This window comes from Cohaesibacter gelatinilyticus (assembly GCF_900215605.1).
GTDB lineage: Bacteria > Pseudomonadota > Alphaproteobacteria > Rhizobiales > Cohaesibacteraceae > Cohaesibacter > Cohaesibacter gelatinilyticus.
Window position 1 is genome coordinate 1,273,095 of sequence record NZ_OBEL01000001.1, and the last position, 24,117, is coordinate 1,297,211.

The 24,117-nt window shown below is 50.6% G+C and carries 21 protein-coding genes; 10 read left to right on the forward strand and 11 right to left on the reverse strand.

Annotation, left to right across the window (positions count from 1 at the left end; translation table 11 throughout):
* Positions 1-7: 7 nt before the first annotated feature.
* The 5 genes from CRO57_RS05695 to CRO57_RS05715 form a co-directional block, all read right to left on the reverse strand.
* Complete coding sequence (locus CRO57_RS05695) at positions 8-760, reverse strand: enoyl-CoA hydratase/isomerase family protein (RefSeq protein ID WP_170955961.1); 753 nt, start codon at positions 758-760, stop codon at positions 8-10.
* A gap of 4 nt (positions 761-764) precedes the next feature.
* Entirely contained in the window at positions 765-1,367 is a 603-nt protein-coding gene (locus tag CRO57_RS05700; protein ID WP_097152367.1) for a TetR/AcrR family transcriptional regulator, read from the reverse strand.
* 324 nt (positions 1,368-1,691) lie between these two features.
* Positions 1,692-3,029, reverse strand: a complete 1,338-nt coding sequence (locus tag CRO57_RS05705) for a ferredoxin reductase family protein (protein WP_097152368.1) — start codon at positions 3,027-3,029, stop codon at positions 1,692-1,694.
* 73 nt (positions 3,030-3,102) lie between these two features.
* Positions 3,103-4,431, reverse strand: coding sequence for a sensor histidine kinase (locus tag CRO57_RS05710; RefSeq protein WP_097152369.1), 1,329 nt, complete (start codon positions 4,429-4,431; stop codon positions 3,103-3,105).
* Positions 4,428-5,090, reverse strand: coding sequence for a response regulator (locus CRO57_RS05715; RefSeq protein ID WP_097152370.1), 663 nt, complete (start codon positions 5,088-5,090; stop codon positions 4,428-4,430). The genes CRO57_RS05710 and CRO57_RS05715 overlap by 4 nt, the downstream gene beginning before the upstream one ends.
* Before the next feature lie 173 nt (positions 5,091-5,263).
* Here CRO57_RS05715 and CRO57_RS05720 point away from each other — a divergent pair, with 173 nt between their 5' ends.
* From CRO57_RS05720 to CRO57_RS05730, 3 genes are read left to right on the forward strand one after another with little or no spacing between them, the layout of a single operon-like run.
* Complete coding sequence (locus CRO57_RS05720) at positions 5,264-5,749, forward strand: DUF2271 domain-containing protein (protein WP_097153222.1); 486 nt, start codon at positions 5,264-5,266, stop codon at positions 5,747-5,749.
* Between the two features lie 11 nt (positions 5,750-5,760).
* Positions 5,761-7,938, forward strand: a complete 2,178-nt coding sequence (locus tag CRO57_RS05725; RefSeq protein ID WP_141401194.1) for a PepSY domain-containing protein — start codon at positions 5,761-5,763, stop codon at positions 7,936-7,938.
* 19 nt (positions 7,939-7,957) lie between these two features.
* A complete protein-coding gene (locus tag CRO57_RS05730; RefSeq protein WP_170955962.1) occupies positions 7,958-8,857 on the forward strand; it encodes an FAD:protein FMN transferase in 900 nt (299 codons plus the stop codon).
* 99 nt (positions 8,858-8,956) lie between these two features.
* On the opposite strand, the gene CRO57_RS05735 is transcribed toward CRO57_RS05730, so the two are convergent.
* The 6 genes from CRO57_RS05735 to CRO57_RS05760 all read right to left on the reverse strand — a co-directional run bounded on the left by CRO57_RS05735 (position 8,957) and on the right by CRO57_RS05760 (position 15,400).
* On the reverse strand, positions 8,957-10,567 hold the full coding sequence (locus CRO57_RS05735) for an alkaline phosphatase family protein (protein WP_097152372.1): 1,611 nt from the start codon (positions 10,565-10,567) through the stop codon (positions 8,957-8,959).
* Positions 10,568-10,612: 45 nt separating this feature from the next.
* A complete protein-coding gene (locus CRO57_RS05740; protein WP_097152373.1) occupies positions 10,613-12,118 on the reverse strand; it encodes a tripartite tricarboxylate transporter permease in 1,506 nt (501 codons plus the stop codon).
* A gap of 87 nt (positions 12,119-12,205) precedes the next feature.
* Positions 12,206-12,625 (reverse strand): tripartite tricarboxylate transporter TctB family protein, encoded by a 420-nt coding sequence (locus tag CRO57_RS05745; RefSeq protein WP_097152374.1) that lies wholly within the window; start codon positions 12,623-12,625, stop codon positions 12,206-12,208.
* Between the two features lie 60 nt (positions 12,626-12,685).
* Positions 12,686-13,636 carry a tripartite tricarboxylate transporter substrate binding protein gene (locus CRO57_RS05750; RefSeq protein ID WP_097152375.1) on the reverse strand — a complete coding sequence of 317 codons (951 nt, stop codon included), beginning with the start codon at positions 13,634-13,636 and terminating at the stop codon, positions 12,686-12,688.
* Positions 13,637-13,658: 22 nt separating this feature from the next.
* Positions 13,659-14,504 (reverse strand): universal stress protein, encoded by an 846-nt coding sequence (locus tag CRO57_RS05755; RefSeq protein WP_097152376.1) that lies wholly within the window; start codon positions 14,502-14,504, stop codon positions 13,659-13,661.
* 134 nt (positions 14,505-14,638) lie between these two features.
* Positions 14,639-15,400 (reverse strand): helix-turn-helix transcriptional regulator, encoded by a 762-nt coding sequence (locus CRO57_RS05760; protein WP_170955963.1) that lies wholly within the window; start codon positions 15,398-15,400, stop codon positions 14,639-14,641.
* Between the two features lie 306 nt (positions 15,401-15,706).
* Here CRO57_RS05760 and CRO57_RS05765 point away from each other — a divergent pair, with 306 nt between their 5' ends.
* The 7 genes from CRO57_RS05765 (at position 15,707) to CRO57_RS05795 (ending at position 24,117) form a co-directional block, all read left to right on the forward strand.
* Positions 15,707-16,789: a pyridoxal phosphate-dependent aminotransferase gene (locus tag CRO57_RS05765; protein ID WP_097152378.1), complete on the forward strand. Its 1,083-nt coding sequence runs from the start codon at positions 15,707-15,709 to the stop codon at positions 16,787-16,789.
* A 25-nt stretch (positions 16,790-16,814) separates the two neighbouring features.
* Complete coding sequence (locus CRO57_RS05770) at positions 16,815-18,428, forward strand: thiamine pyrophosphate-dependent enzyme (RefSeq protein WP_210200761.1); 1,614 nt, start codon at positions 16,815-16,817, stop codon at positions 18,426-18,428.
* A gap of 9 nt (positions 18,429-18,437) precedes the next feature.
* Complete coding sequence (locus CRO57_RS05775; protein ID WP_097152379.1) at positions 18,438-19,304, forward strand: ATP-binding protein; 867 nt, start codon at positions 18,438-18,440, stop codon at positions 19,302-19,304.
* Positions 19,285-20,013: an HAD-IA family hydrolase gene (locus CRO57_RS05780; RefSeq protein ID WP_097152380.1), complete on the forward strand. Its 729-nt coding sequence runs from the start codon at positions 19,285-19,287 to the stop codon at positions 20,011-20,013. Before CRO57_RS05775 ends, CRO57_RS05780 begins: the two co-directional genes overlap by 20 nt.
* Positions 20,010-21,500: an aldehyde dehydrogenase family protein gene (locus CRO57_RS05785; RefSeq protein WP_097152381.1), complete on the forward strand. Its 1,491-nt coding sequence runs from the start codon at positions 20,010-20,012 to the stop codon at positions 21,498-21,500. Before CRO57_RS05780 ends, CRO57_RS05785 begins: the two co-directional genes overlap by 4 nt.
* Positions 21,501-21,641: 141 nt before the next feature.
* Entirely contained in the window at positions 21,642-22,418 is a 777-nt protein-coding gene (locus CRO57_RS05790) for a helix-turn-helix transcriptional regulator (RefSeq protein WP_097152382.1), read from the forward strand.
* An 82-nt stretch (positions 22,419-22,500) separates the two neighbouring features.
* A complete protein-coding gene (locus CRO57_RS05795) occupies positions 22,501-24,117 on the forward strand; it encodes an FAD-dependent monooxygenase (RefSeq protein ID WP_097152383.1) in 1,617 nt (538 codons plus the stop codon).

Sequence of the window (24,117 nt, forward strand, 5' to 3'; positions counted from 1 at the left end):
CCACCATTTATAATGCCAGGAATTTCTTCATTCCTTCGGTCACTTCAGCTCGAGTGATGCGTTCAATAAATGCATCTCGCTCACGATCCAAACCTTGCCGATAGCGGCTAAGTCTGTCCTCTTGCAAAAGCCTTTTGATTGTCTGGGAACTGCCTTTTGCCATTCCATTCAGGCTTTCGAGCCACGTCGCAATCTGCTGTTCTGGTTCCTTGCACAGCGCATCAGCCAATCCAAGAGAGAGAAGTGTTTGAGCATCAAGACGTTCATTCAGAGACAGAATTCGTCCTGCCTGGCGAGCTCCAATCCGGTCGGGCAGGATGGCTGTCCAGCCACCATCAGGAGCAAAGCCAACGACTGAGTAATAAGGTTGAGCGAAGGTACGCTCTGTAATCGCCACGAGGTCGGCTGCTAGCATCAAACCAAATGAGCCACCGGTGATAGGGCCATGAATGCTTGCTAGAACCGGGCAGGGTAGAGCCATTAAGGATAGGATCGCATCATGAAGTGCGCCAACGATTGATTGAGAATAAACAACACGATCTTCCGCTTGCCAAAAACCACGAACATCGCCACCAGTGGAAAAGCTACGCCCATTCGCAGCGAGAACGACTGATTCCAAATCTGTACGATTTGATAGCGTAGCCAAATGAGTATTTAGCTCTGCAAGAAGATCAGGAACCAGCGCATTATGCTGATCTGGACGGTTCAATGTAAGTTTGGCAGAGGCCTCTGTTTCCTCAAGAAGCACGAGTTGTGACATTCCATCAGCTCCCATGCGCCTTCACGCCATTCTCAAGAATGTCCATGATGATATCGACCACGTAATCAATGTCGACATCAGTCCGCCAAAGACCGTAAACCTCGCCCATGGAGCGGCCAATTCCCAATAAAAGCCAAGCTCGAACCTCGAGATCACCTTTGGACATTTCACCCGCTTCAACGGCCAGTTCCAGAGCTTTGCGATAGCCAGAGGCGAATTCCTCGAAATAGGCGCGATAGACCTTGTCATCGACAAATTGTGCTTCTTGAACAATCCGGTAGAGATCGGGATTTTCTCGCGCAAAGGCGATGAAGTGGCGAAGACCCGCTCGCTCTGCTGCCATGCGATTGGGCGCGGAACTGTTTATGTCACTAAGCTGCTGACGCAGATCACGGCCCATCTCCAGGACAAGCGTCCGCATTATCTCTTCTTTGCTTTCGAAATAGATGTAGAATGTACCTTGGCCAACACCTGCCTGCCGGGTGATGGACGACACAGAGGCTTCAGCAAATCCTTTGCTGCCAATCTCTATACGTGCCGCGTCAAGCAGGCGCCGGTGGGTTTTCTCACCACGAGATGTGCGGGGGGCAGAGGATGCTTTGGCCATATGCGTTCGCCTCACAATATTACAAACATGACGGTTGATTCATGTTTCATATTAAGCGCATAATTCCTTGAATGACAAGGCCTTGGTAGACAGAGAAGAAAAACTGAGAAATTTGTGTGCGTAGAAATTCATATCTGTTCAATATGATGTTTGATATCGTCCGATAAAATAAAACTGGCTACACGTTAAGATGTTGAGATAGATGTCGATATCTTCGATCAGTTTTTATTTGCAGGTGTTGATTTAAATAGGTCAGAAAGATTGCGCAGAAAGGAGCAGGATCGAGTTATGAAACTTCACCCGATCCTGTGATGTTAAGTTAGCTCATCTTGTTTGTCGGCTGGTCTGATAGCGATCAAACGCTGCACCAATCAGTTTGAGGAGAATTTTGAAGATGGGCTCCAGTCCGATTCCGGAACGGATTTCGAATTCCTCATATTTGAAGCGGCGAGCGGCAAGGCCTTTGGAACGAAGGGCAGATTTCAGACTTTCACGCATGGCTTCCGGACCACAGAAGAAAGCCGTTGCCTTGGAAATCGGGAAATCCAGTGCGGCTTCAATCTTATCAGCATTCAACCGTCCTTGGCTTTCCGTTTCAATCAAATGGAAATGGAAATTGTTGTTTGTTTTGGCCAACGCCTCGAACTCTTCGACATGGCTGGCCCGTCGACGGTTGGGCGTACAATAGAAAAAGTGGACTGGTGCGCTATCTTGGGTAACAGTCTGCGCAAAGGCTGCAAATGGGGTCACGCCGACACCGCCTGCCAGCCAGATTTCCGGGCGCTTGCCATTGGTGCGGGCAAAATGGCCAAAGGCTGGTGAGACAGAGGCGCGATCTCCTGCATTCAGTTTGCTCGCAAAATGCCTTGTATCATCACCTAGTGGCTTGATGGTGAAACGAAGGCTCTTGGATGCATCTGGGGCTTTCGAGATGGTGAAAGGGTGAACCTCGCTTTTGCCCTGACCTTCAAAGCGGATGAAGGCGAATTGGCCCGCGTGGTGACTCAGACCAGATTTTTCCGGCTCAAGGCTTACGGCCAGAGCATCACCACTCTGTTTGATTTCATTGATGCGATAACCAAATCGACCGTGCAGGAAACCAAAGGGTAGCAAGGTATAAAGATAGCAAAGAATGCCTAACGCACAGAACGCACTCACATAGAGCCCCAGTGGATCCCAGATCGAGAAGGGCTTGAGCATGAAGACATAGTGGAAGGCCCCGAGAGCAAAGAATGCGCCCATGAGTTTGTGTGTCCAGCGCCACCAATGATAGGGAATGAAGGTAGCGATCGTGATGCCTACAAGAACCAGCAAACCATAATAGCTGAACTCACCCATCGTTTCGGCCAGATCGGTGAGCGCGGTTTCGCCACCAAGACCTTTGACCTCTGCATCCAGAGTATCATGGAGCAACACGGCGACAATGGCACCAATGCCGGTCCATTTATGAACTACATAAATCCGATCCAGGCTGCCAAACAGGAGTTCCAGCCAACGAAATCGGGTTGCCATCAATTGGGTCATGCCCATGGCAATCAAGGCTGCACAACCGATATATTGGCTGATGACAGCCTCGGTACTATGTGTTGCCAGCATTGGTACAAACCAATAAAGGGGCGCAAGAATGGCCGCCAGGAGAAGGATAAGTCCAGTCGCCTTCATGATATGGTCCTGTTTGTTTCGCTCTTCTTTCTTGATCGGTGGTCCGGTGACCAGTAAGAGCGCTGGTTATGGTCTATTTTGTCTCAAAGGTCAAAATGGCTTCGAAGCCTTGGTTAGAACCATGGCGAGGTGATTGCAACAGCATCTCACCATCGGTCTGGTTCATGATGGTCTGAACGATGGAAAGGCCGAGCCCGGTTCCTTCCGCTTTTGTCTCGCCCCGCTCGAATGGTTCGCTCAGACGGGCCAGACTGTTTTTTTGAATTACCGGGCCATCATTGGTGATGTGCAGATGTCCCTTTGCATCAAGGAAAATATCGATAGGTGCTGATTTGCTGCCATGTTTGAGTGCATTCTCTATCAGGTTGCGGATGATGACAGCAAAGGCATCCAATTCTATCGGGCCTCGCAAAGGCCTATCTTTTGGCAAATCTATGTTCAGTCGATCCGCATTTGCTTTGTCGGAGGCCATATCGCGTAGAACCAGTTGCAACACTGGGAGCAAATCATTGTGGGTCTCCGAGCGAGCGAAGCCAGCTTCCAGTCTTGATAATTGCAGCAATTGCTCGGACAAGTTGGCAAGGTGGCGCAGAGCAAAATTGATATTTTCAGTTCTTTGAGCCGCCGGATGATCACCCAATTCAATGGATAGACGCTGAACTTGCGCCAATGCGCCAGCAATTGGCGTTCTAAGTTCATGTGCTGAACTGGCCGCAAAGGCGCGTTCTGCATTAAGGGCAGCACGTAGGCGCTCAATCAGGTCTGCCACAGCATGGGCGATGGGAGCAATTTCTTCCGGGTAGCCATCGGTCGTGGTTGGGGTGAGGTTATGACCATCTCGGCTGGCAATATCCTGCCTCAGATCGTCAACTGGCTGCATGGCCCGGCGTACTATATGCCAGATCCAGAAACCCATCAGAGGCAGAAGAATGATGAGAGGCAGCAGCAATGCGGAAAGGCTTTCCCAGAAAACCTCATTGCGGTGTTCATTCAACTCAATGGTGACGATGGAATAACCGGTCTCGCGATCAGTCAGGACAAAATATCGTTGGCCTCGCTGACTGGAGAAGCCCTCTGGCAATGCGGGAATGATCACCGCATTCGGTGTGTCATCGGAGATGATGATCGGTGCATCTGATGCATTACGCACATAATAAGAGATATAGGTTTCTTCCAGATCAAGCTTTGGAATGCGGCGTTCTTCGCCTTCCTCAATCTCATGAAGATCATCAAGAGCAAGGGGAAGTAGTCTTTGTGCTGTTTGTTGTAGGGCATTATCAAAGCTCTCATTCAGCTCTTCTTGAATGATGTATCCCGATATGCCTGTTGCCAGCAGCCAGAGCAATGCTACCGCAGGAATGAGGCTGACGACGAGATGACGAACTATGGATTTCTGTTTCATCTCTCAACACTCATCTTGTAGCCGATGCCCCGGACCGTGGTGATGACATTCTTGCCGAGTTTCTTGCGCAAGCGAGAGACGAAAACCTGTACGGCATTGCTCTCGACTTCTGATCCAAACTGATAGAGCGAATCTTCGATCTCGGCAGTGGTGACAATGGCCCCTAGATTCCTGCACAGGCGTTCGAGGATTGCAAATTCTCGTGCCGTTAGTGTGACAGGCTTGTCGGTCTTGGTGACAATCTTTCGGCTTAGGTCTATCGAGACATCGTCAATGACGAGTGCGGGATTGGACTGCCCCGAATAGCGGCGGGTCACGGCCGACAGGCGCGCACTGAGCTCCAATAGATCAAAGGGCTTGACCAGATAATCATCTGCACCGGAATTTAGGCCCTCAATGCGCACGGCAATCTGGTCTTGAGCGGTCAGGATGATGACGGGTATTTCGCTGCCGCTGTCGCGCAAGGACCGCAGAAGATCAAGTCCACGCCCGTCCGGCAGTCCCAGATCAAGCAGCAGGGTTTCATAGTCCACAGTTTCGAGGGCTAGGCGCGTATCGTCCAAGCGCTGCATCCAGTCCACGCTGTGGCCTTCTGCTGCCATATGATCACGGACCGCAGCGCCCAAAACATAATCATCTTCCACCAGCAATATTCGCACTGTTTTACCTCGTGGCCTTAGGGGCTGTTCGTACCCTTTTGGCACGTTCCTTGGTTGATGAATAGTCTACTTTCCTGACAGGAAGCTGAACGTATTTCTTCTTGTCGTTCAGTTTGCTGTCAGCTTGCTTTGCTTCTTTTGTGGCATCTGCTGATCAATACGGAGAGTTCATCATGAAAAAACTGCTTGCGACACTTTTGGTTTCTTCATCGCTCATCGCCCTTTTCGCAATGTCAGACACGGCTGAGGCAAGGGCGATTGAAATTCAAACCCAATTGAAGAAATATCGGGGCCCCGCTGCCTACATGGCGGTGTATCTGACCAAGCCAAATGGAGCCTATCATTCCACGATTGCCATATCAGGCAGCAAATCCAAATATTATCCGCATTTGCGTGGCTGGTATCGCGGCGTTTCCAGAGCTGGAGGTCGTGTCGATGGAGTAACTGGAGCTAGTGTCGGTGGTGGTCGCACGATGACGGTCACTACCGACATTGCCGATGCCCTGATCGAGGCTGGCTATAAAATTCACGTCGATACCTCGGTTGAAGAGCGCGGCGATTATCGCAGTGATGCTGTGGTTCCGCTCAAAGGTGCTGGCAGTGCTACCTCTGTTCGTGGACGTGGCATTGTGAAATCTCTTGCCGTTCGTGTGAAATAGGAGTGCATGTCATGCGATTACTGCATTCCTATCTTGGTTTGGGTGGGGTGATTTTGGCCTGTTTCTTGGCTATCACAGGCGCCCTTCTATCATTGCAACCGGCACTGGATGCCTCATCTGTCGTGGATGGAACCGGGGCAGGCGATGTTGCTGTATTGGCAGGATTGATCTCGGAACAGGTGCCTCAAGTGGAACGCATAGAGCGCAAGGCAAGCGGTCAAATCCTTGCTCATGCGAATACTGACGAGGGCCCCTTGGTACTGGTGATCAATCCGGAAACTGGAGTGGTCATCGGTCCCAATGAGGCTTCCGGTTTTTTCGGCATGTTAGCCGAGCTTCATCGTGAAATGTTTATCGGAGATGCAGGTCGTATGCTGGCAGGTTTCGGAGCCGGGACGATGCTGTTGCTGTCCGTCTCGGGCCTTTTTCTTCTGAAACGTAGATGCGGTAGTTGGTCACAATTGCTGCGCCCGGCAAAAGGGGAAGGGGTCAGCCGCTTGCATGTCGAGGTTAGCCGGTTGGCGTTGCCTGGCTTGTTGTTGACGTCGTTTACAGCACTTTATCTGTCATTGGCCAGTTTTGAACTGGTTTCAACAGGACAGACGGCAATGCCGGCTTTCCCGGAGCAAATGGAGCAAGGTGAAGTTGTCCCGGTATCAGATCTTTCCAGCTTGCAAACAATCAAGCTTGAGAATTTTCGGGAGCTGATCTTTCCCTTTCCCGGTGATTTAAGTGATCCTTACACGCTGACCACAGATCAGGGTATGGCTTACATCGATCCGGTATCAGGCAAGACTCATTCTTTCGCGGCTTTCTCTGTTTCTCAGCAGATATATGAGTTTATCTATTCGCTGCATAGTGGGCAGGGTATGTGGTGGCTCGGAGTGCTGTTGGGGCTTTCCTCTTTATCTGTTCCCGCCTTGTCTTTGACCGGTCTTTGGATGTGGCACAAACGAGCAAGCGGTGCAGCCAACATAGGGGAAACTGATCTGAGTGACGCAGGATTTGTCATTCTGGTCGGTAGTGAGGGCAATAGCACCTGGTCTTTTGCGGACAGTTTGAAAACGGCTCTTGGGGCGCATGGCAATGTGGTGCATTGCGCGAAAATGAATGATGTCAGTGATCTGCATTTGGCCGACAAGCATGTTTTCATTCTGACCTCTACCTATGGCGATGGGCAGTCTCCGGCCTCTGCGGATATTTTCCTGAACCGTATGAAAAACTTGCAGGTGCAGAATGCCAGATCCATTTCTGTTCTGGGTTTTGGCGATGAGGCATTTGCGCATTATTGCCAGTTTGCGAAGGATGTAGATCAACATTTGACTCGATTGGGTGCGCGATCTCTGACTCCATTAGGATTGGTCAATAAGCGATCTCTCACTGACTTTGGCAAATGGGCCGATCAAGTTGGCAAGGCCTTGGGGCAGGAGCTGGTTTTCGAGCATAAGCAACATGTCCCGATGACTACGGCATGGCAGGTGATTAGCCGTAAGGTATATGGATCCGAATTTTCAGAGCCGACTATCATTTTGCGATTGGTCCCACCAGCGGGCCTCTTGCACCAAACCTATGCCACAGGAGATCTGATTGGCATTGTGGCGGCTCCTGGTGTTGCTCCGCGTTATTATTCGCTCGCTTCCTCCAGCAAAGAGGGATATCTGGAGGTTTGCGTCAAACGTCATCGCCGTGGGATTTGCTCCACTTACCTCCATTCCCTGCGAGTTGGCGATCAAATTGATGGATTCATCAAGGAAAATCCCGCCTTCAAACCAAGTGAGGCCCCGGTTCCGAAGATCTTGATTGGTGCGGGTACGGGGATTGCGCCTTTGGCCGGGTTTGCCCGTGCCGGTCAGATCGGGCGTGATACCCATCTCTATTGGGGGGGGCGCCATCCTCAGTCAGATTTTCTGTTTCGCGATGATCTGATGTCCTGTCGGCAGGATGGACGCCTCGCCGGATTGAGGACTGCATTTTCGCGCTTTTCCCATCGCCAATATGTGCAGGACAAGATCCGCGAGGATAGTAGTCTCATTCAATCGCTTGTTCTTTCCGGGGGCCAGATCCTGATTTGTGGCGGACAAGCCATGGCAAGGGATGTGCGCGCCACCTTGGAAGAGATATTGCGCCCGCTTGGCCTCAATGTCGAAACGCTCAAACAATCCAGAAGGTATCTTGAAGATGTCTATTAAATGCATGCAGGCGGCGACCATGACAGATTTGGAACGTTATGTGATCAATGGTCCAACCATGGGGACATGTTATTCAGCAATCGTGTGTGGGAGCACGTCTTTGGATATCGAGAATCTGGAGAAGCAGCTGGAGCGGGTGGTCTCGTTGGTTGATGGACAGATGTCGACCTGGAAACCTCACTCTGATCTGATGCGATTGAATAGAACCCCCCTTGAGCATTGGGTGCCCATACCCGTTCAATTGTTTGAGGTTCTTGATGATGCTTTGGAAATTCAAGGCCTCTCAAACGGGGCGTTCGATATCGGTATTGGTGATGTCGTCAATGCCTGGGGCTTTGGCGCACAAGGGCCAGAGCTAGATTTGAAAGCCATCAAGGAGCAGGGGAAAATATCTGTTCCTGTGAGACGGGAACCTGCTTTTGAACTTGATGCTGATGGCTATCGTGCTCGACGGCTATTGCCACGACAACTTGATCTTTCAGGCATTGCCAAAGGCTATGCAGTGGATTTGATGGCCGAGATTGTCGAGCAATTCGGGATCCAGGACTATTTGGTTTCCATTGATGGTGAGTTACGCACCGCTGGATGCCGCGAAGATGGTGCACCTTGGTGTATTGCTGTCGAAACATCAGATCCATTGCGGCGCGCGGCTGGGGAATATCTGGAAATCTGCGATATTGCAGTGGCGACGTCCGGGTCGTATCGCCATCTACGTCAGATCGGCAACCTCATCGTGTCGCACACAATGGATGGAAGGAGTTTGAAGCCTGCTATGACTGGTACTTCCTCGGTTACCGTATTCTGTGAAAGCTGCATGCAAGCAGATGCCTGGGCTACTGCGTTGATGGTTCTCGGGGAGGCTGAGGGTTGGAAAGTGGCGGGAGAACTCGGGCTGAACGTGAAATTCAGCAAAGATTGAGCAGACTATTTCTGCATGGAAAGTGATCTGCACCAGGAGTGTTTAGCTTTAAATGTGGATGCAGATCACCTAGGATAGAAAATCATGCAGTCTGGTGAGCTAATTGCCGCCGCGGCCTTCTTTGTGAGCCTGATTGACTTCCTCTTGGTCCCAGAAACCAATCTGGATGCCACGGAAGAATTCCATGCCTGCACGCTTGTCGATTTCATCGTCAGATATCGTCACGCGGTTATGATGTTGACGAGCCCAATCAAACAAGTGGGATAACAGGTTTTCCCGAATGCCTGCATGCTCTGCTGATGCACCAAGATCATGAAATTCTTGCGGATCTTCATTCAGGTCGTAGAGCATTGGGCGATAGCCTTCCACATGAATAAGCTTGTAGCGCCCGTCATAGACCATTGTCAGTCGGCAATCCTTGACGCTTTTCTTCAGAAGGCTTCGAGCCAATCGGGAGGAATAGTCATATTCCGAAATCACGAAATCACGTTCGACTGCTGTGTTCTGGCGAATATGCGGCAACAAGGATTTACCTTCCAGAATATGATCAGGAACGTAACCGCCAAAGAAATCGACAAAGGTTGGAGCCAGATCAATGGATTCAATCAGAGCATCGCTGACACTTCCACGGCTTTGATCAGCGTCCTTGGATGGATCGACAATAATGAGTGGGATTTTCACTGACTGTTCATGGAACAGCTCTTTCTCCCCGAGCCAATGATCGCCCAGATAATCACCATGATCGGACGTGAACACAATCAGGGTTTCATCCAACTGTCCGCTTTCCTCGAGATAGCTCATGAGACGACCAATCTGATCATCAATTTGCTTGATCAGGCCCATATAGGCTGGGATGACGCGCTCTCGAACGTCATCGCGGCAAAAGACCTTGGAGAAACGATGCTGATGATAAGCTTCGAGTAGCGGGTGCGGATCCTCGCGTTCCACTTCATCACGAAGAACCGGTATCACATCATCCTTGTCATACATGTCATGGTAAGGAGCCGGCACGATATAAGGCCAATGCGGCTTGATGTAGGAAAGATGGAGACACCAGGATTTATCCTTTGATTGCTCCATGAACTCAATGGCACGGCTGGTAGTGTAAGGGGTCTCGGAATCTTCTTCCTCAATCCGGGCGGGTTTGTCGGCATGGGACATGAGCCAGCCAGAGAGGATTTCATCATCCTTTTCCCCTTGAGCGGAGTTCGCCCACTGTTCCCACGGGTTTGGGCCGCCATAATCAAGACCACGAAGATAATCATTGTAATGGCTTGGCTCTTGCGCCCCATCGGGATGAAGACCGTCCAGACGGTCCCAGACTTCAAATCCGCATTCGGAAATGTGCACACCAATGGCAGAGTTCGGATTGATGCCGAGACGTTTCATACCCTCTGTGTCAGCGGCCATGTGGGTTTTGCCGCAGAGAACAGTTCGGACATCCAACTTAGACAAGTGATCACCGAGCGTCATTTCTCCAACACGCAAAGGAAACTTGTTCCAGGTAGAACCATGGCTGCGCACATAACGGCCCGTATAGAAGCTCATGCGACTTGGGCCGCAGATTGGGGACTGCACATAGGCTTTATCGAAGCGCACCCCGCGAGCAGCCAGCTTGTCGATATTGGGGGTCTGCAAGGTCGGGTGTCCGGCGCAACCAAGATAATCAAAGCGAAGCTGGTCGCACATGATGAAGAGTACATTTTTCATTCGATATTATTCCCGATCCTTACAGAAATACTTGGTTGTCCGCGATCACAAATCTGTTTCCGGATTCCGATTCACAATGCCAAGCCAATATACGACACCAACCGATAACAGCAGCAATGTCAATGCGATGGGGTGATTGATGAGATTGGTCCAGTCACCTTTCAAAATCGTCAGGCTTTGACCAAGGGACAGCTCGAAACGCGGTCCCAGGAAAAAGGTGATGATAAACACCACAACCGGATAGCCCATTGCATTCATGCCCAGACCAATGCAAGCAAAGAGCAGCATGGTATAGACACCGAAGACACCGCCCGTAGAAAGATAGACACCGATCACACACAAGATGAGCGCAGATGCAAAGACAATGGATTCTGGGGCTGAAATCAGCTTTGCCCAAAGGCGCAGACCAAACAAACCGCAGAACAGATTGCAGATATTGGCTATCACCATAGCGCCGAAGAGACCATAGATCAGCTGCCCCTGTTCTGCGAACAACAATGGGCCCGGCTGGATCCCCTGGATCAGAAAGGCGCTGATCAAAAGAGCGGCCGATGCACTACCCGGTAGACCCAAGGTGAGCAGAGGAATGAAATCCGCACCGGCAACGGAACTGTTGGCAGATTCAGTTGCTGCAATGCCGCGCAAATCACCCTTGCCGAAATTCTCAGGGTTTTTCGAGGCCTGTTTGGTGGAGGCGTAGCTCATGAAGGCGGCAGCGGTAGATCCCATGCCAGGAATTGCGCCAATAAGCGTTCCAATGCTTGCCCCACGCAACAATGTGAAACGACAGCCCCAATATTCACTCCAACTGACGTTGCGATCTTCCGCCGGTTGGTCGCGAGGAATATTCACCGCAGGTCGCACTTCGCCGCGCATGGCAGCTAGTCTTGCAATAATCTCGGATACAGCGAGGGACCCGATAGCGACTGAGGCGATTGGGAAGCCGTCATACAGATCAAAGAAACCGAAGATGAAACGGGGAGTGGAATGTTCCGGATCCAGCCCAACGGAGGCGCACAGAAGCCCAAAAGCCGCTGCTATTATTCCTTTTGTGACAGAAGACCCGATCAGGCCTGAAATAACCGCAAAGGCGAAAACCATCAGAGCGAAAATCTCGACCGGTCCCATATTCAATGCGATGATGGCCAGCGGGGCTGCGATGGTGATCAGAACAAGATCGCTGAATGTGTCGCCGGTCACCGAAGAAAAAAGCGCCATCTTCATGGCTTTGAGCGGCTTTCCCTTTTTTGATAAAGGATAACCATCCAATGCGGTTGCCGCTGCATCGGGTGTGCCGGGAGTGTTGATCAGAATGGCCGGGATTGCACCACCAATCAGTCCGCCTTTATTCACTCCAACCAGAAAACCGATTGCGGGCAAGGGATTGAGAACAAAGGTAAAGGGTATGGCGATGGCCATCGTCATGACCGGACCAATGCCTGGCATGGCACCAACAAATTGCCCGACGATAATCCCACACAGAACAAACAGGATATTGGTAAGGGTGAATGCATCTGACAAGCCGGCAAAAACTACGGATAAGTCTGGCATTTTTCCTCCCCTTGATATGACATCTCTCGGAGAGCTTGCCTATGGAAAAAGGCGCTCATCACGATGGAGATGTGTGAATATGAAAAGCTAGGGCAAAACCCGGTTCAAAGCTTGCTCGACAATCAACCAGCTACCAATCGGGATAACCAGACATCCAGCAATCAGCCAATACCAGCGACGCTCGCCAATCAGAAGCATGACACCCAGAGCAAGCAATGGGGCAATATATTCAAATCCGGCCAGTGACATCAGATAGACGCAGCTGATGATCAGTGAGAAAAAAACAATGCTGCGAAGAATGACCAGCGGCACAAATTGGATTTTCTCGCGACTGGAAATCAACTGAATCGCCGCAGCGATGATCATGATGATGGCGATGGCGCGGGGCAGGGTGCCTGGGCCAATCCGCCCATAATCAACTTCTTCGACCTGGCTCGGGATAATAGCGACCAGCAAGATCAGTCCGGAGAGTAATAGAAAAGCTGAAATCCAGCGTTCTGCATTCATGCGCTCCTCCCAAAGCGAAAAAGCACCACCCAGAGAAATGGGTGATGCTGTAGCTTCTGCTTACTTCGTCGCTGCAACCAGCTCTTCAACTGAATGCAGGCCGGACTTGAGCTTGTCACTGGTACCTTCAGCACCAAGGTTGGTTGGAACAGTGAACATCACATTGGTGATCAGCTCAGCCAGTGCATCGGAATTGATGGCTTTGTCCAGAGCCGCAGACAATGCTTCCTTGGCTTCGCCAGACAGACCCTTTGGAGCTGCCAGATAGAAATATGGCTCTACAGAATAAGGATAGCCCTGTTCGATAAGAGATTCCGTATCAGGAGAATAATCCTGTCTAGTCTGGGTCGCGACAGCAAGCATCTTCAGCTGACCGGATTTCACATATTTGATGTGAGCACCAGCGCCGAAACCAATCTGAATATGGCCACCCAACAGGCCTTGAATGATCTCAGCGCCACTCTTGTGAGAGACATATTCAAAACCAGCTTGTTCGGTCTGGTTTACGGCACGCATCATCATTTCCTGAGGCTTTGCATCAAAGCCAATCAGACCGCCGCCATTTTTCTTGGCATGGGCAACGAACTCAGCAAATGTGTTATAGGGCGCTTCTTTCGGTGCAACGATCGCAAGAGGTGCCAGCACAACAGTTGCAAGATAATCGAAGCTGTCGACCTTGAATGGCAACTTGTCGCCACGAAGGGCCAAATTCATCAGGGTTGGAATGGTAACACCCATGCCGATCTTGCGACCATCTGGCTTGGCACGAACCAGACCGGAGAACATAGCAACACCGCCACCGCCTGGTTTGTTCTCAACGATCACATCCCATCCGGTCTGCTTTTCCATCTCAGCAGCAATGGCACGGCCAAGACTGTCAGTCGAACCACCGGAGCCAAATCCAACCTGAATGGTGACTGGCCCAGATGGTTTCCAGTCGGCAGCTGCCACTGGAAGACAGCCCAGCATCACAGCGGCTGCAAGTGTGGTCACTTTTTTCATCAAGGTCATGGTTATCCTCCCTCATGAACCCTTAGTGTGATAGAAATACCGGCAAATGTGTCTCTGCAAGCACCTGAGACGTCACGCCGCCCCATATGTCTTCTGCCAGTTTGGAATGCTCATAAGCTCCCATTACCAGCAGCCCTGCATCCTCCTGTTTGCAAACGTCCAATAGGGTCGTTGCAATGGATTTTTCTGTTCTGGGCAGGAAGAGATGCTTGGCGTCGACACCATGCCGTTTCATTATTGTTTGAAGATCAATCTGATCTTGTTTCTTTCCGGTTTTCGGACCACCAATGGTCACGATGGTGACATCGGACTTGGTTTCGAGAATATGCATCGCATCAAAAAATGCACGCGAAGCTGTCCGTCTTCCATCCCACGCAACAACGGCCTTTTCATTGATTGAGCCCGCTGCATGGCTGGCAGGCGCATGGCTCTTTGGTGCCACGATGATTGGGCGGCCAGATGAATAGGCAATTCTGTCTGGATGGAGTTCCAGCTCGTCAGCAGCCAGAAGATTTTCATATTGGCCGACGACCGTTACATCAAACAGGCGCGCATAACGAGAGACTGCGAGATCAGGATTGGCTTTCACATCAATCCAGTGGATGCGCTCGGAGGGCAATTCACCATCCATGAATGACTGAAATTTTTCAGCCACTTCATCGGTGCGCTTCAGAACGATATCGGAGATGGAATCTTGAACGGAACCAAGAAGCCATTTGGGTATGCTGCGTGTGATGTTGGATGCACCATGAGCCATGATGCCGGTAAGATGCGCATCATATTTGTTGGCCATCTGCACGCCCATATGGAGTGCGGCATCGGAAGCTTCGCCACCATTATAAGCGACAAGAATATTCTTGATTGCCATTCAATCACTCCTCTCGTTAGGGACTGATTTTAGGCTCGGGGCGGGGGACCTGTATGTCCCCTGCTTAATGGGACAAGATGACGCGGCAACTCGATAGGTTCAATTCATTGATAATGAAAGAGTTTCTTGCTTGCTTAGTTTTCGTTGGTATTACAAAGCGCAAAGAGGGCGGACTTGGAGTTGATACCCAATTTCTCATAAGAGCGCTTGCGATAAGTCGTAACCGTATTGGCGGCGAGGCCCAGTTGCCAGGCGATTGCTTCTGTCGTCAGGCCTTTGAGGACAAGCTTGCAGACTTCCTGCTCTCGGCTGGACAGTGTATTGAGCGGGCTTTTATGGGACTCGGTCTGCTCCTTGGAATAGTGCAGCAACACAATCTGGGCGATCATGTCCCAGAAGAGATGACGTATTTTTTGCTCACTGACAGAAAAGAGGCCGCTCTCCTTGTAGCGATAGAAATTCATCAAAATAGTGTCACCATAACTGCTGGCAACGACAGAGATGACATCGACAATGCCTGGATCGGCGAAATAGGTCTTGTAAAACAGCTCCGACATCTGAGGCCGCAGATCCGCAAGGTTGCGCAACTGCACTCCATCCTGATGGCGGCAAGTATCAATAACAGAGCGAAGTGGGTCACTCTTGTAACCATCGCTTAGATATTTCTGCGCCAGGAGCAGAGCGGTTTTCTGATGGTTGTTGTTGAAGGATAGATAGCAGTCCGGCGTTTCCGTCCGAAAGGAATAGATCATACATTGATCAGCCTGAATGACTTTCTCAATGACCGACAGAAAATCCCTGTTGAAATGGTCCTTGCCCGCCGCCTTCATGCATTTGAGGACGATATCAATGAAATCCGGTGACCCTTCACCCTGCAAGTGCCATTCAAGTGTCATGATGCGATCTTTTCTTCTCTGGTTCGATCTGGTCTGTCTCATTCATGAAAGTTGCGACAAGTATCAAGATTTAATGTAACAATTAACATATTAACTTTTCAAGATTTGATAGTCTCGAAACTCTCAATCCCGCCATTTTCTAAGGTGCGTTTTATCCCGATTTGCCCGTTACAGGTCTGTCCCCTTTTCCAGAGGGCATCTTTTTCTGACGATTTTTCTAGAATAGGGGCAACAGATCAACATTTGCGCCCATTTGGGCATTTCCGTTCTCAATTGAGCGGTCCGACAGGGAGGGACATACAGATCATGGGACAAGCGACACAAGGGACATATCAAGCCGGTCTATCTGCCGCTGAAGTCGCCAACCTTGCAGGTGACAATCCGATAATCAAACTCTCATCAAACGAAAATCCGTTCGGTCCATCCCCGAAAGCGATTGCGGCAGCGCAGGAAACGCTGGCTCAGGTCAATTCATATCCTGAGCGGGATGATGCCAAAATCCGCGAAGCCCTCGCTGCTTTTCACGGCAACGGATTGAGCGAAGAAAACTTCTTCTCTGCAAATAGTGGCGTTGAAACACTGGCTTTGATTGAAGAGGCACTGATCAACCCAAAAGAGCGAGCCATCATCTGCCCCCCTTGTTTTGGTGCGTATCGCTCATCCCTCGGCAATCGAGACGCCCTCATTGATGCGGTACCCTTGAAAGGGGATCACTATGAGGTGGATGTCGAGGGAATCCTTTCTGCCGTCACTGAAGACACAAGACTGGTCTATCTGTGCAATCCGAACAATCCGACCGGAACGTTCTTCGGTCAGGACATTCTGGACGCGGTTCTTGACGGTCTGCCAGACCATGTCACTCTGATTTATGACGAAGTCTATTATCAATTTGCGACCGAGTTTGATCTGCCAGATGCACAAAAGCATGTTCGTGATGGTCGCAACATTGTCATCGTCCATAGCTTCTCCAAAGCCTATGGCCTTGCTGGCATGCGCATCGGATATGGCATCGGCCCTGCAGATATTATCAAAAAGATCCGGGGCAAGAAGCGTAGCTTCCATGTCAATTCCGTTTCCATGGCGGCGGCACTGGCTGCGATTAATGACGAAGAGCATTTATCCCAAACCGTTAGCAATAACACCCTGGAGCGGGTTCGTGTCTCTCAAGGTCTGAAACAGCTGGGTTTGAAGGTTGCGCCAAGCCAGTCGAATTTCGTCATGTTCCAATGCCCCTACGATCTCTCAGCCAAAGAACTGACTACCAAGCTGGTGGCCGTAGGAGTCATGGTGCGACCTGCTTTTGATCTTACAACCCATATTCGCGCCACGATTGGCAAGCCTGACGAGAATGCTCGCATGCTTGCAGCGCTCTCCGATATCTTGAAATAACCAGCCAGGACTTAAGACAGCTATCATGACAAAGCCAACAACAATGACTGGCGGCGAAGCCGTTGTGAAATCCCTCACCAAGCTTGGTATTGATACCATCTTTGGTTTGCCGGGTGTTCAAAATGACTGGCTTTACAATGCCTTCTACGATCATCGTGATGATTTTCGCATCATTCATACCCGCCATGAACAGGGTGCTGCCTATATGGGCATGGGCCATGCATTAGCCTCAGACAAGCCAACTGTTTTCAATGTTGTGCCGGGTCCGGGTCTTCTGAATGCAACTGCCGCCATGTCGACTGCCTATGCGCTGAATGCCAAACTGATGTGCCTGACTGGTCAGATCAATTCAAAGACCATCGGCAAGGATTTCGGCGAACTACACGAGATCAACAATCAGCTGGAAATCATTCGCTCTCTGACCAAATGGGCCGAACGCGGTAACAGCCCTGCTGAAATTCCAGGTCTGATGCGCGAATCCTTCCAGCAAATGTTGTCCGGTCGTGCCCGTCCGGTGGGGCTGGAAGTTCCAATGGATATCTTGGCAGCGCAAGGTGAAGTTGCTGTAGATTTCGATGCGGTATCTCCGAGCTATCCAGAACTTGACGAGGACGCAGTCAGAGATGCGGTCAAGCTTCTGGGTAAGGCCAAAAATCCGATGATCTTTGTCGGGTCTGGCGCCCAAGGCTGTAGCAGCGAGGTGCGTTTGCTGGCTGAAATGCTACAAGCTCCGGTGATCGGTTATCGCACCGGTATGGGCGTTGTTGATGCCCGCAGTCCATATTCGCTGCACCAGCCAGCCGCCAAAGATCTTTGGATGAAAGCTGATGTCGTACTGGCAATCGGCACCAATATGCGCGTTCCAGCTCGCAAATGGTCCAAGAAACATCTGCCGGACATCATTCGCATTGATGTGGATGAGACGTCCCACAACAAGTTCTATGAGCCCAAACTGGCGATCACCGCTCGTGCGGAGCAGGCACTGCCTGTGCTGATCAATCGTCTGGGCGTGGAAAATGACAAGCGCGTATCTCGCGAAGATGAGTTTCTTGCAGCGAAAGCCGATTGGGCAAAACGTTCCTCTGTACTGGAACCTCAGCTTAGTTATCTCAAAGTCATCCGCGAAGAACTAGGCGAAGATGGCATTTTTGTTGACGAACTGACCCAGGTCGGTTTTGTCAGCCGGATTTGCTATCCTGTCTATAATCCGAGAACTTACATCTCCACCGGCTATCAGGGTACATTGGGATATGGCTTCCCGACTGCCTTGGGTGTGAAGGTCGCAAGACCAGATGTGCCGGTCATTTCCGTTACCGGAGATGGTGGCTTCATGTTTGGTGTACAGGAACTGGCAACTGCTGTTCAGCACAAAATTCCTTTGATCGTGCTGCTGTTCAACAACAACCAATATGGCAATGTTCAGCAGATGCAGAAAAACAATTATGGCGGTCGTGTCATTGCCACTGATCTGCATAATCCGGATTTTGTGAAAATGGCCGAAAGCTTTGGCGCTCAAGGTATCCTGGCAAATGGTCCGGAAGAAGTGCGAGCTGCCATTCGCAAGGCACAGACAGTAGACGTTCCAACTGTCATTGAAATTCCAATCGGCGATATGCCGAGTGTCGATCAGTTCAGATAGGGGGATGTCATGCTTGAAGAATCTATTGTCATTGATGTCTCATCCTCTGTCGGAAGCCAGATGATGGAAGCGGTCAAGTCACGACGCATGGTGTTCGTGGCTGGCCTGCCGAGTGCTGGCAAAAGCTTCATCCTGCAGCAGCTGACTATCATGGCAGGCATAGAGGGCCGCAAGGTCTATTCTCTGCAATGGGATGATGCGCGCCGCTCATTCGAGACAGAAGAGGCTCTTGCTCGCTTTCCTGAGGTTGATAATCTCACGCACCCCGCAATCCGCAAAGCTGTTGGATATTGGGTTCGCAATGCAGTCGTCAAATGGCATGCAGCTAATCCAGATCCTGCAAATACTCTCATCGTTGAGCTGCCCGTTATGGGCGGTCGTTTTGTGGAATTGATGCAACAACATGATGATGAAGCGGAAAACTTGTTGGCCAGTGATCAGGTCATCATGTTCACGCCAATCCCGAGCGTTGAGGTGAGGGCGGCAATCGAGAATGTGCGGCAGGAAACCATCACCAATCCACGTCATGAGTTGGAAGCCAAGGATGCACCGCTCTATATCGTTCAAGCTGAATGGCAATCTGTACGCCAGATCTACAATCAGCAGAATGGAATCGAGTCTGATGCCAAACGAGATTCAATTTATGATCCGGAAATCTATCGCGAGGTTTTCCTGAACCTTCTGCGTTTCCGCAACTATTCCATCCTAGATATCGATCAACTCTATGAAGTAAAGGGGTCGGCCTATGAACGGCCTGTCCCTGTCGAGGTGATCGAAGCGGAAGAGGCAGACATCAAAGCATCCTACGAGAGATTGGACATCGAGTTTCCCGGAGAAAAAGCAGAAAGGGCCATTGATGACTGGGCAAACTATTAAAAAACCAGCCGAAGCTCTTCTTCTGGATTTCGGCAGTGTTGTGACGCTGACAATGTTCGAAACCCATCGCATGTCGGAAAAATCCCTTGGTTTGCCTGAGGGCAGTCTGACCTGGATGGGGCCTTTTGATCCAGAACAGGATGAGCTTTGGTCCGCCATGCAGCGCGATGAAATGACAGAGCGCGACTATTGGCTGGCACGTACGAAGGAAGTTGGCAAACTTCTGGGAGAAGACTGGACGGAGATGTCCCAATTTGTCAGACGCGCCAGAGGCAAGAACCCGCACGAGATCATTCGCCCTGAAACGCCCATGCTCATTGATGCGGTGAAAAAGGCAGGCAAAAAACTTGCTATCCTTTCCAATGAACTGGATCTATTTTTCGGCAAGGACTTGCGCGAACAGCTGGAATTCCTGAAGGACTTTGATGTCATCACGGATGCGACCTATACCCGAATTCTCAAGCCCAAGCCGGAAGCCTATCAGCTCTGCCTTGATGAACTGGGTCTGAATCCTGAGGATTGCGTCTTCATCGATGATCAGATGCGCAATGTGAAGGGGGGTAATGCCGTCGGCATTCAAGCGCTTCATTTGGACGTGTTCAATCCGCAAGATGTGTTCAACGAGGCCTTGAAACGCCTTGGTATTGATCTTCGATTTTCCAATCCGGGAAACCCAATTCTCTCCAAACTTGACGGAGAATGCGTATGAGTCTTCTTCAGCAAGATATTGATGCTTTGCGGGTGAAGCCGCTGTCAGCTGCGCGCAATTTCATCAATAACAAATGGTGTGATGCCCAGTCCGGTGCGACCATGGATGTGACCAGCCCGATTGATGGCTCGGTTCTCACAAGCCTGGCGGACTCAGATAAAGCCGACATCGACATGGCCGTCGAGGCAGCCCGCTCCACTTTTGAGGCTGGTACATGGTCACATATGGCCCCGTCAGAGCGAAAGAAGATCATGCTCAAATGGGCGGATTTGATCGAACAAAATGCGCTTGAAATTGCCGTGACCGGTGTTCGGGACAATGGCACTGACATCCGCATGGCTTATAAGGGTGAGCCTTTGATGGCCGCCAGCACCATTCGCTTCTATGCCGAAGCCGTAGATAAGCGAAATGGTGAGATTACGCCTACCAGCAAGGATGTGTTGTCCCTCATCCATAAGGAGCCCGTTGGCGTTGTCGGCATCATCATTCCTTGGAATTTCCCTTTGATGATTGGTGCCTGGAAACTGGCGCCTGCCTTGGCAGCCGGTAATTCCTTGGTCCTCAAGCCATCCGAAGAAGCAACTCTCTCGACTTTGCGCATCGTGGAACTGGCGGCCGAAGCAGGCCTGCCTGCAGGTATTCTCAATGTGGTCACGGGGCGCGGGGCAAGCGTTGGTGAGGCCTTGGCATTGCATATGGATGTCGAAGTTCTGGCCTTTACCGGATCCGGTGGCGTCGGTGCCAAGCTGCTGGAATATTCCGCCCGCTCCAATATGAAACGCGTTTATTTGGAGCTAGGTGGCAAGTCACCCAATCTGGTCTTCGCTGACGCCCCAGATCTGGAGCAAGCGGCGGCAGAAACCGCTGCTTCGATCTTTCGTAACAATGGTCAGGTCTGCGTTGCTGCATCTCGTTTGATGGTGGAAGAGCCGATCTATGATGGTTTCGTGAAAGCCGTCTGCAAACATGCCGAAAATCTGCGCATTGGGGATCCACTGTCTTTGGAGAACAATACCGGTGCTCTTGCCAATGCAATGCAGCTGGAAAAGACAAAAGCCGCAATTTCGCAAGCTCAGCAACAGGGTGCTGATTTGCGCACTGGCGGTGAAGCACTTCATTCTGAGAGCGGCGGATACTTCCATCAGCCAACGGTTCTGGCCAATGTCACAGGCGAAATGGATGTGGTTCAGCAAGAGGTCTTTGGACCCGTTCTGGCGGCACGATCCTTCACCACAGAAGACGAAGCCATCTCCTTTGCCAATGAGACCGTCTATGGCCTCTCATCCGTCATCTGGACGAAGGATATTTCCCGAGCACATCGAGCGATATCTCGCATCAAATCGGGCATGGTTCAGGTGAATTGTTTCAGCGGCGCAGATGTTACAGCCCCTCTAGGAGGTGTCCGCCAGTCAGGCAATGGCGTTGATCGCTCCCTCCATGCCTTTGAAAAATATGAAAACCTCAAAGCTGCCTGGATCAAGCTTTAGCAAGATGATTTCATATTAGGTGATATGAAGGCGGGAGGTTCATAAGGGCCTTTCGTCTTTTGTTTTGGAAAGACTGCGAATAGAATCGACACTACACGCTTGGATTTACTTCAAACGCATTCAGACTTGGAGCAAATATTTATGGCATTCGATCCTGAAGACGCGCCATTGGAGCGTTACTTTCTCGAACCAAGTGCCAATGGATATCTGCAGTCTTTGGCGGAATGTCTGAAAGCAGTGGGAAGCGAACGTTTCAACGGCAGTTTTCAGGACCTCATTGAAAATGTAATCCGCGCCGACCAGAGCATGATCTTCTCCTTCAAGGAGGATCGACCGAAATGCTATCTGTCTCACAGCAAGAGACAAAAGAAAACGGCGCTCAATCTGGCACAAAAGTATCTCAGAGACGGCTTTCGGAATGATCCTTTGCGTTCGACCGTTGATGTTGTGCGCAACAATGGAGAGACACAAATTGTCGAGCTATCGGGTTTGAAAGAGGGAATGTCTGATAGCTATTTTGAAGCCTTCTTCAGATCCTGCGGAATAGGTGACAAGATATCCATCATAGCTGCGCGAAAATCAGAGGTTCTTCTTATCAGTTTCTATCGCTTTGAGGAAAATGGATCATTCCAGATTGATGATGATGAGCTATTAAAACCCTTTTGGGAAACCATCTCTCAGCTCGCCCTGATGCATTTTGCAGATAACGAAGGCCCTGACTTGCAAAGCCCTTTGAATTCTCTATCTAAACGGGAAAAAGATATCTGTCAGGCTGTGCTGGATGGTCTCACATCCGACGCCATTGCTTGGCGACTGGATATCTCTCTCAATACCGTCAAAACCTACCGCAAACGTGCTTATGCGAAGCTGGGCATCAATTCCAAAACAGCCCTTTTCGCGCTTTGCAAAACGCCCTGAAGCTGTCACCCGTTCGGGGTGGCAGATCGTCTCAGCATTCATCCGTAAGCTTGTCATAATTCGCAAATCTGGGAGGAGAATTATGAGACCAGCAGGACGGAGTGAGACTGACTCACTTTATTTCCAATATCCAAAATTTGAAGCACCCGAACCCGAAGCCCGTGAAGGCAAGCAAGCAACAACGGTTGCTATCGTTGGGGCAGGGCCGGTCGGAATGACGGCTGCGCTTGCTCTGGCAAGAGAAGGCATTGCAAGCATCCTGTTTGACAATAAAGATACCTTCAACGACGGCAGCCGCGCTATCTGTATCGCACGACCAAGCTACTATATCCTCGAAAGCCTTGGTATTGCCGATCCATTCGTCGAGAAATCTCTGGGCTGGACCAAAGGGCGTTCCTTCTATCGCGGCAAACAAATCCTGGAATTTGAAATGCCAGACAGTTCGGATGAGAAATATCGTCCGATGTATAATCTACAGCAGCAATATATCGAGCAATATCTTTGGGAGGTTATTGCTGAGAATGATCTGATCGAGACCCGCTGGCAAAGTTCCCTCGAAGATATCAAGGATATCGAAAATGGCGTTTGCCTGACAGTGAAAGACCCGGCAGGAGAATACCAAATCGATGCTGAATGGCTGCTGGCCTGCGATGGCGCCCGCAGCACGACACGTTCCAAGCGAGGTTTACGCCTGCAAGGGCAGAATTTCGAAGGACGCTATGTGATCGCTGACGTGCAGATGGATCATGACTATCCGACCATTCGCCGCGCTCTGTTTGACCCAACATGTCGCCCCGGTGGAACTGTCCTCATTCATCGTCAACCGGATAATATCTGGCGCATCGATTATCAGCTTGAAGATCACGAAGCGATCGATGATGCCATTCAGGAAGCCAAGGTGCGGGCAAGTGTTGAAGCGGTTCTGGCCGACATCGGCCATAAAGGCCCATGGGAGCTGGAATGGTGGAGTGTCTATTCCGCCAATACACTTGCGCTCGATGATTATCGCGACGGCCGTGTTTTCTATATCGGCGACAGTGCTCATATCGTTCCCATTTTTGGTGTGCGCGGCTTGAATAATGGACTGGCGGACGCTGCCAATATCGGTTGGAAACTGGGGTGGGTTCTGAACGGCAAGGCAGGGCCCAAACTGCTCGACAGCTATTCGCCGGAACGTCGTGGAGCCACATTGGATGTCTTTGCAAATGCATCAAAAAGCGCGCGTTTCATGACGCCGAATAGTCATGGCTGGAAATTGATGCGTGATGCTGCCCTGTCTCTCGCTTTGGATCATCCGTTTGCAGGCCAGTTGGCCAATCCACGCCAAATGACCGCCTATACTTATGCAGATAGCTTGGCAGTTGTTCCGTCGCAAGATGCATTTGAGCAAGGCCCGAAAGTGGGAGCAGTCATTCAGGATGTTGCATTGAACGGACAATTTCTGTCCGATCAATTGGGAGACGGTTTTACCATCCTTTGTTTTGGTGAGGCACTGAAGACGGAGCTTGAGAAGGCATCAAATGATAAAGACTATATCACGATAGTTGGTCTCTCTACTTCCTCGTCAGCTTCCAGTTATTATGGTGCGGTAGAAGGCACTGCCTATCTCATTCGGCCAGATCTTCACATCGCAGCCAAGTGGAAAGATACAGATGTCACCACCATACTTGATACCTATCGCCTCGTGACATTCCAGTGA

Excerpts from the sequence above, each read along its gene's own strand:
- CRO57_RS05725 (WP_141401194.1), top strand. The coding sequence starts at position 5,761 with ATGCGATTACTGCATTCCTATCTTGGTTTGGGTGGGGTGATTTTGGCC.
- CRO57_RS05760 (WP_170955963.1), bottom strand. The coding sequence starts at position 15,400 with ATGACACTTGAATGGCACTTGCAGGGTGAAGGGTCACCGGATTTCATT.
- CRO57_RS05795 (WP_097152383.1), top strand. The coding sequence starts at position 22,501 with ATGAGACCAGCAGGACGGAGTGAGACTGACTCACTTTATTTCCAATAT.
- CRO57_RS05765 (WP_097152378.1), top strand. The coding sequence starts at position 15,707 with ATGGGACAAGCGACACAAGGGACATATCAAGCCGGTCTATCTGCCGCT.
- CRO57_RS05720 (WP_097153222.1), top strand. The coding sequence starts at position 5,264 with ATGAAAAAACTGCTTGCGACACTTTTGGTTTCTTCATCGCTCATCGCC.
- CRO57_RS05745 (WP_097152374.1), bottom strand. The coding sequence starts at position 12,625 with ATGAATGCAGAACGCTGGATTTCAGCTTTTCTATTACTCTCCGGACTG.
- CRO57_RS05785 (WP_097152381.1), top strand. The coding sequence starts at position 20,010 with ATGAGTCTTCTTCAGCAAGATATTGATGCTTTGCGGGTGAAGCCGCTG.
- CRO57_RS05695 (WP_170955961.1), bottom strand. The coding sequence starts at position 760 with ATGTCACAACTCGTGCTTCTTGAGGAAACAGAGGCCTCTGCCAAACTT.
- CRO57_RS05755 (WP_097152376.1), bottom strand. The coding sequence starts at position 14,504 with ATGGCAATCAAGAATATTCTTGTCGCTTATAATGGTGGCGAAGCTTCC.
- CRO57_RS05735 (WP_097152372.1), bottom strand. The coding sequence starts at position 10,567 with ATGAAAAATGTACTCTTCATCATGTGCGACCAGCTTCGCTTTGATTAT.
- CRO57_RS05780 (WP_097152380.1), top strand. The coding sequence starts at position 19,285 with ATGACTGGGCAAACTATTAAAAAACCAGCCGAAGCTCTTCTTCTGGAT.
- CRO57_RS05700 (WP_097152367.1), bottom strand. The coding sequence starts at position 1,367 with ATGGCCAAAGCATCCTCTGCCCCCCGCACATCTCGTGGTGAGAAAACC.
- CRO57_RS05750 (WP_097152375.1), bottom strand. The coding sequence starts at position 13,636 with ATGACCTTGATGAAAAAAGTGACCACACTTGCAGCCGCTGTGATGCTG.
- CRO57_RS05740 (WP_097152373.1), bottom strand. The coding sequence starts at position 12,118 with ATGCCAGACTTATCCGTAGTTTTTGCCGGCTTGTCAGATGCATTCACC.
- CRO57_RS05730 (WP_170955962.1), top strand. The coding sequence starts at position 7,958 with ATGACAGATTTGGAACGTTATGTGATCAATGGTCCAACCATGGGGACA.
- CRO57_RS05770 (WP_210200761.1), top strand. The coding sequence starts at position 16,815 with ATGACAAAGCCAACAACAATGACTGGCGGCGAAGCCGTTGTGAAATCC.
- CRO57_RS05710 (WP_097152369.1), bottom strand. The coding sequence starts at position 4,431 with ATGAAACAGAAATCCATAGTTCGTCATCTCGTCGTCAGCCTCATTCCT.
- CRO57_RS05775 (WP_097152379.1), top strand. The coding sequence starts at position 18,438 with ATGCTTGAAGAATCTATTGTCATTGATGTCTCATCCTCTGTCGGAAGC.
- CRO57_RS05790 (WP_097152382.1), top strand. The coding sequence starts at position 21,642 with ATGGCATTCGATCCTGAAGACGCGCCATTGGAGCGTTACTTTCTCGAA.
- CRO57_RS05705 (WP_097152368.1), bottom strand. The coding sequence starts at position 3,029 with ATGAAGGCGACTGGACTTATCCTTCTCCTGGCGGCCATTCTTGCGCCC.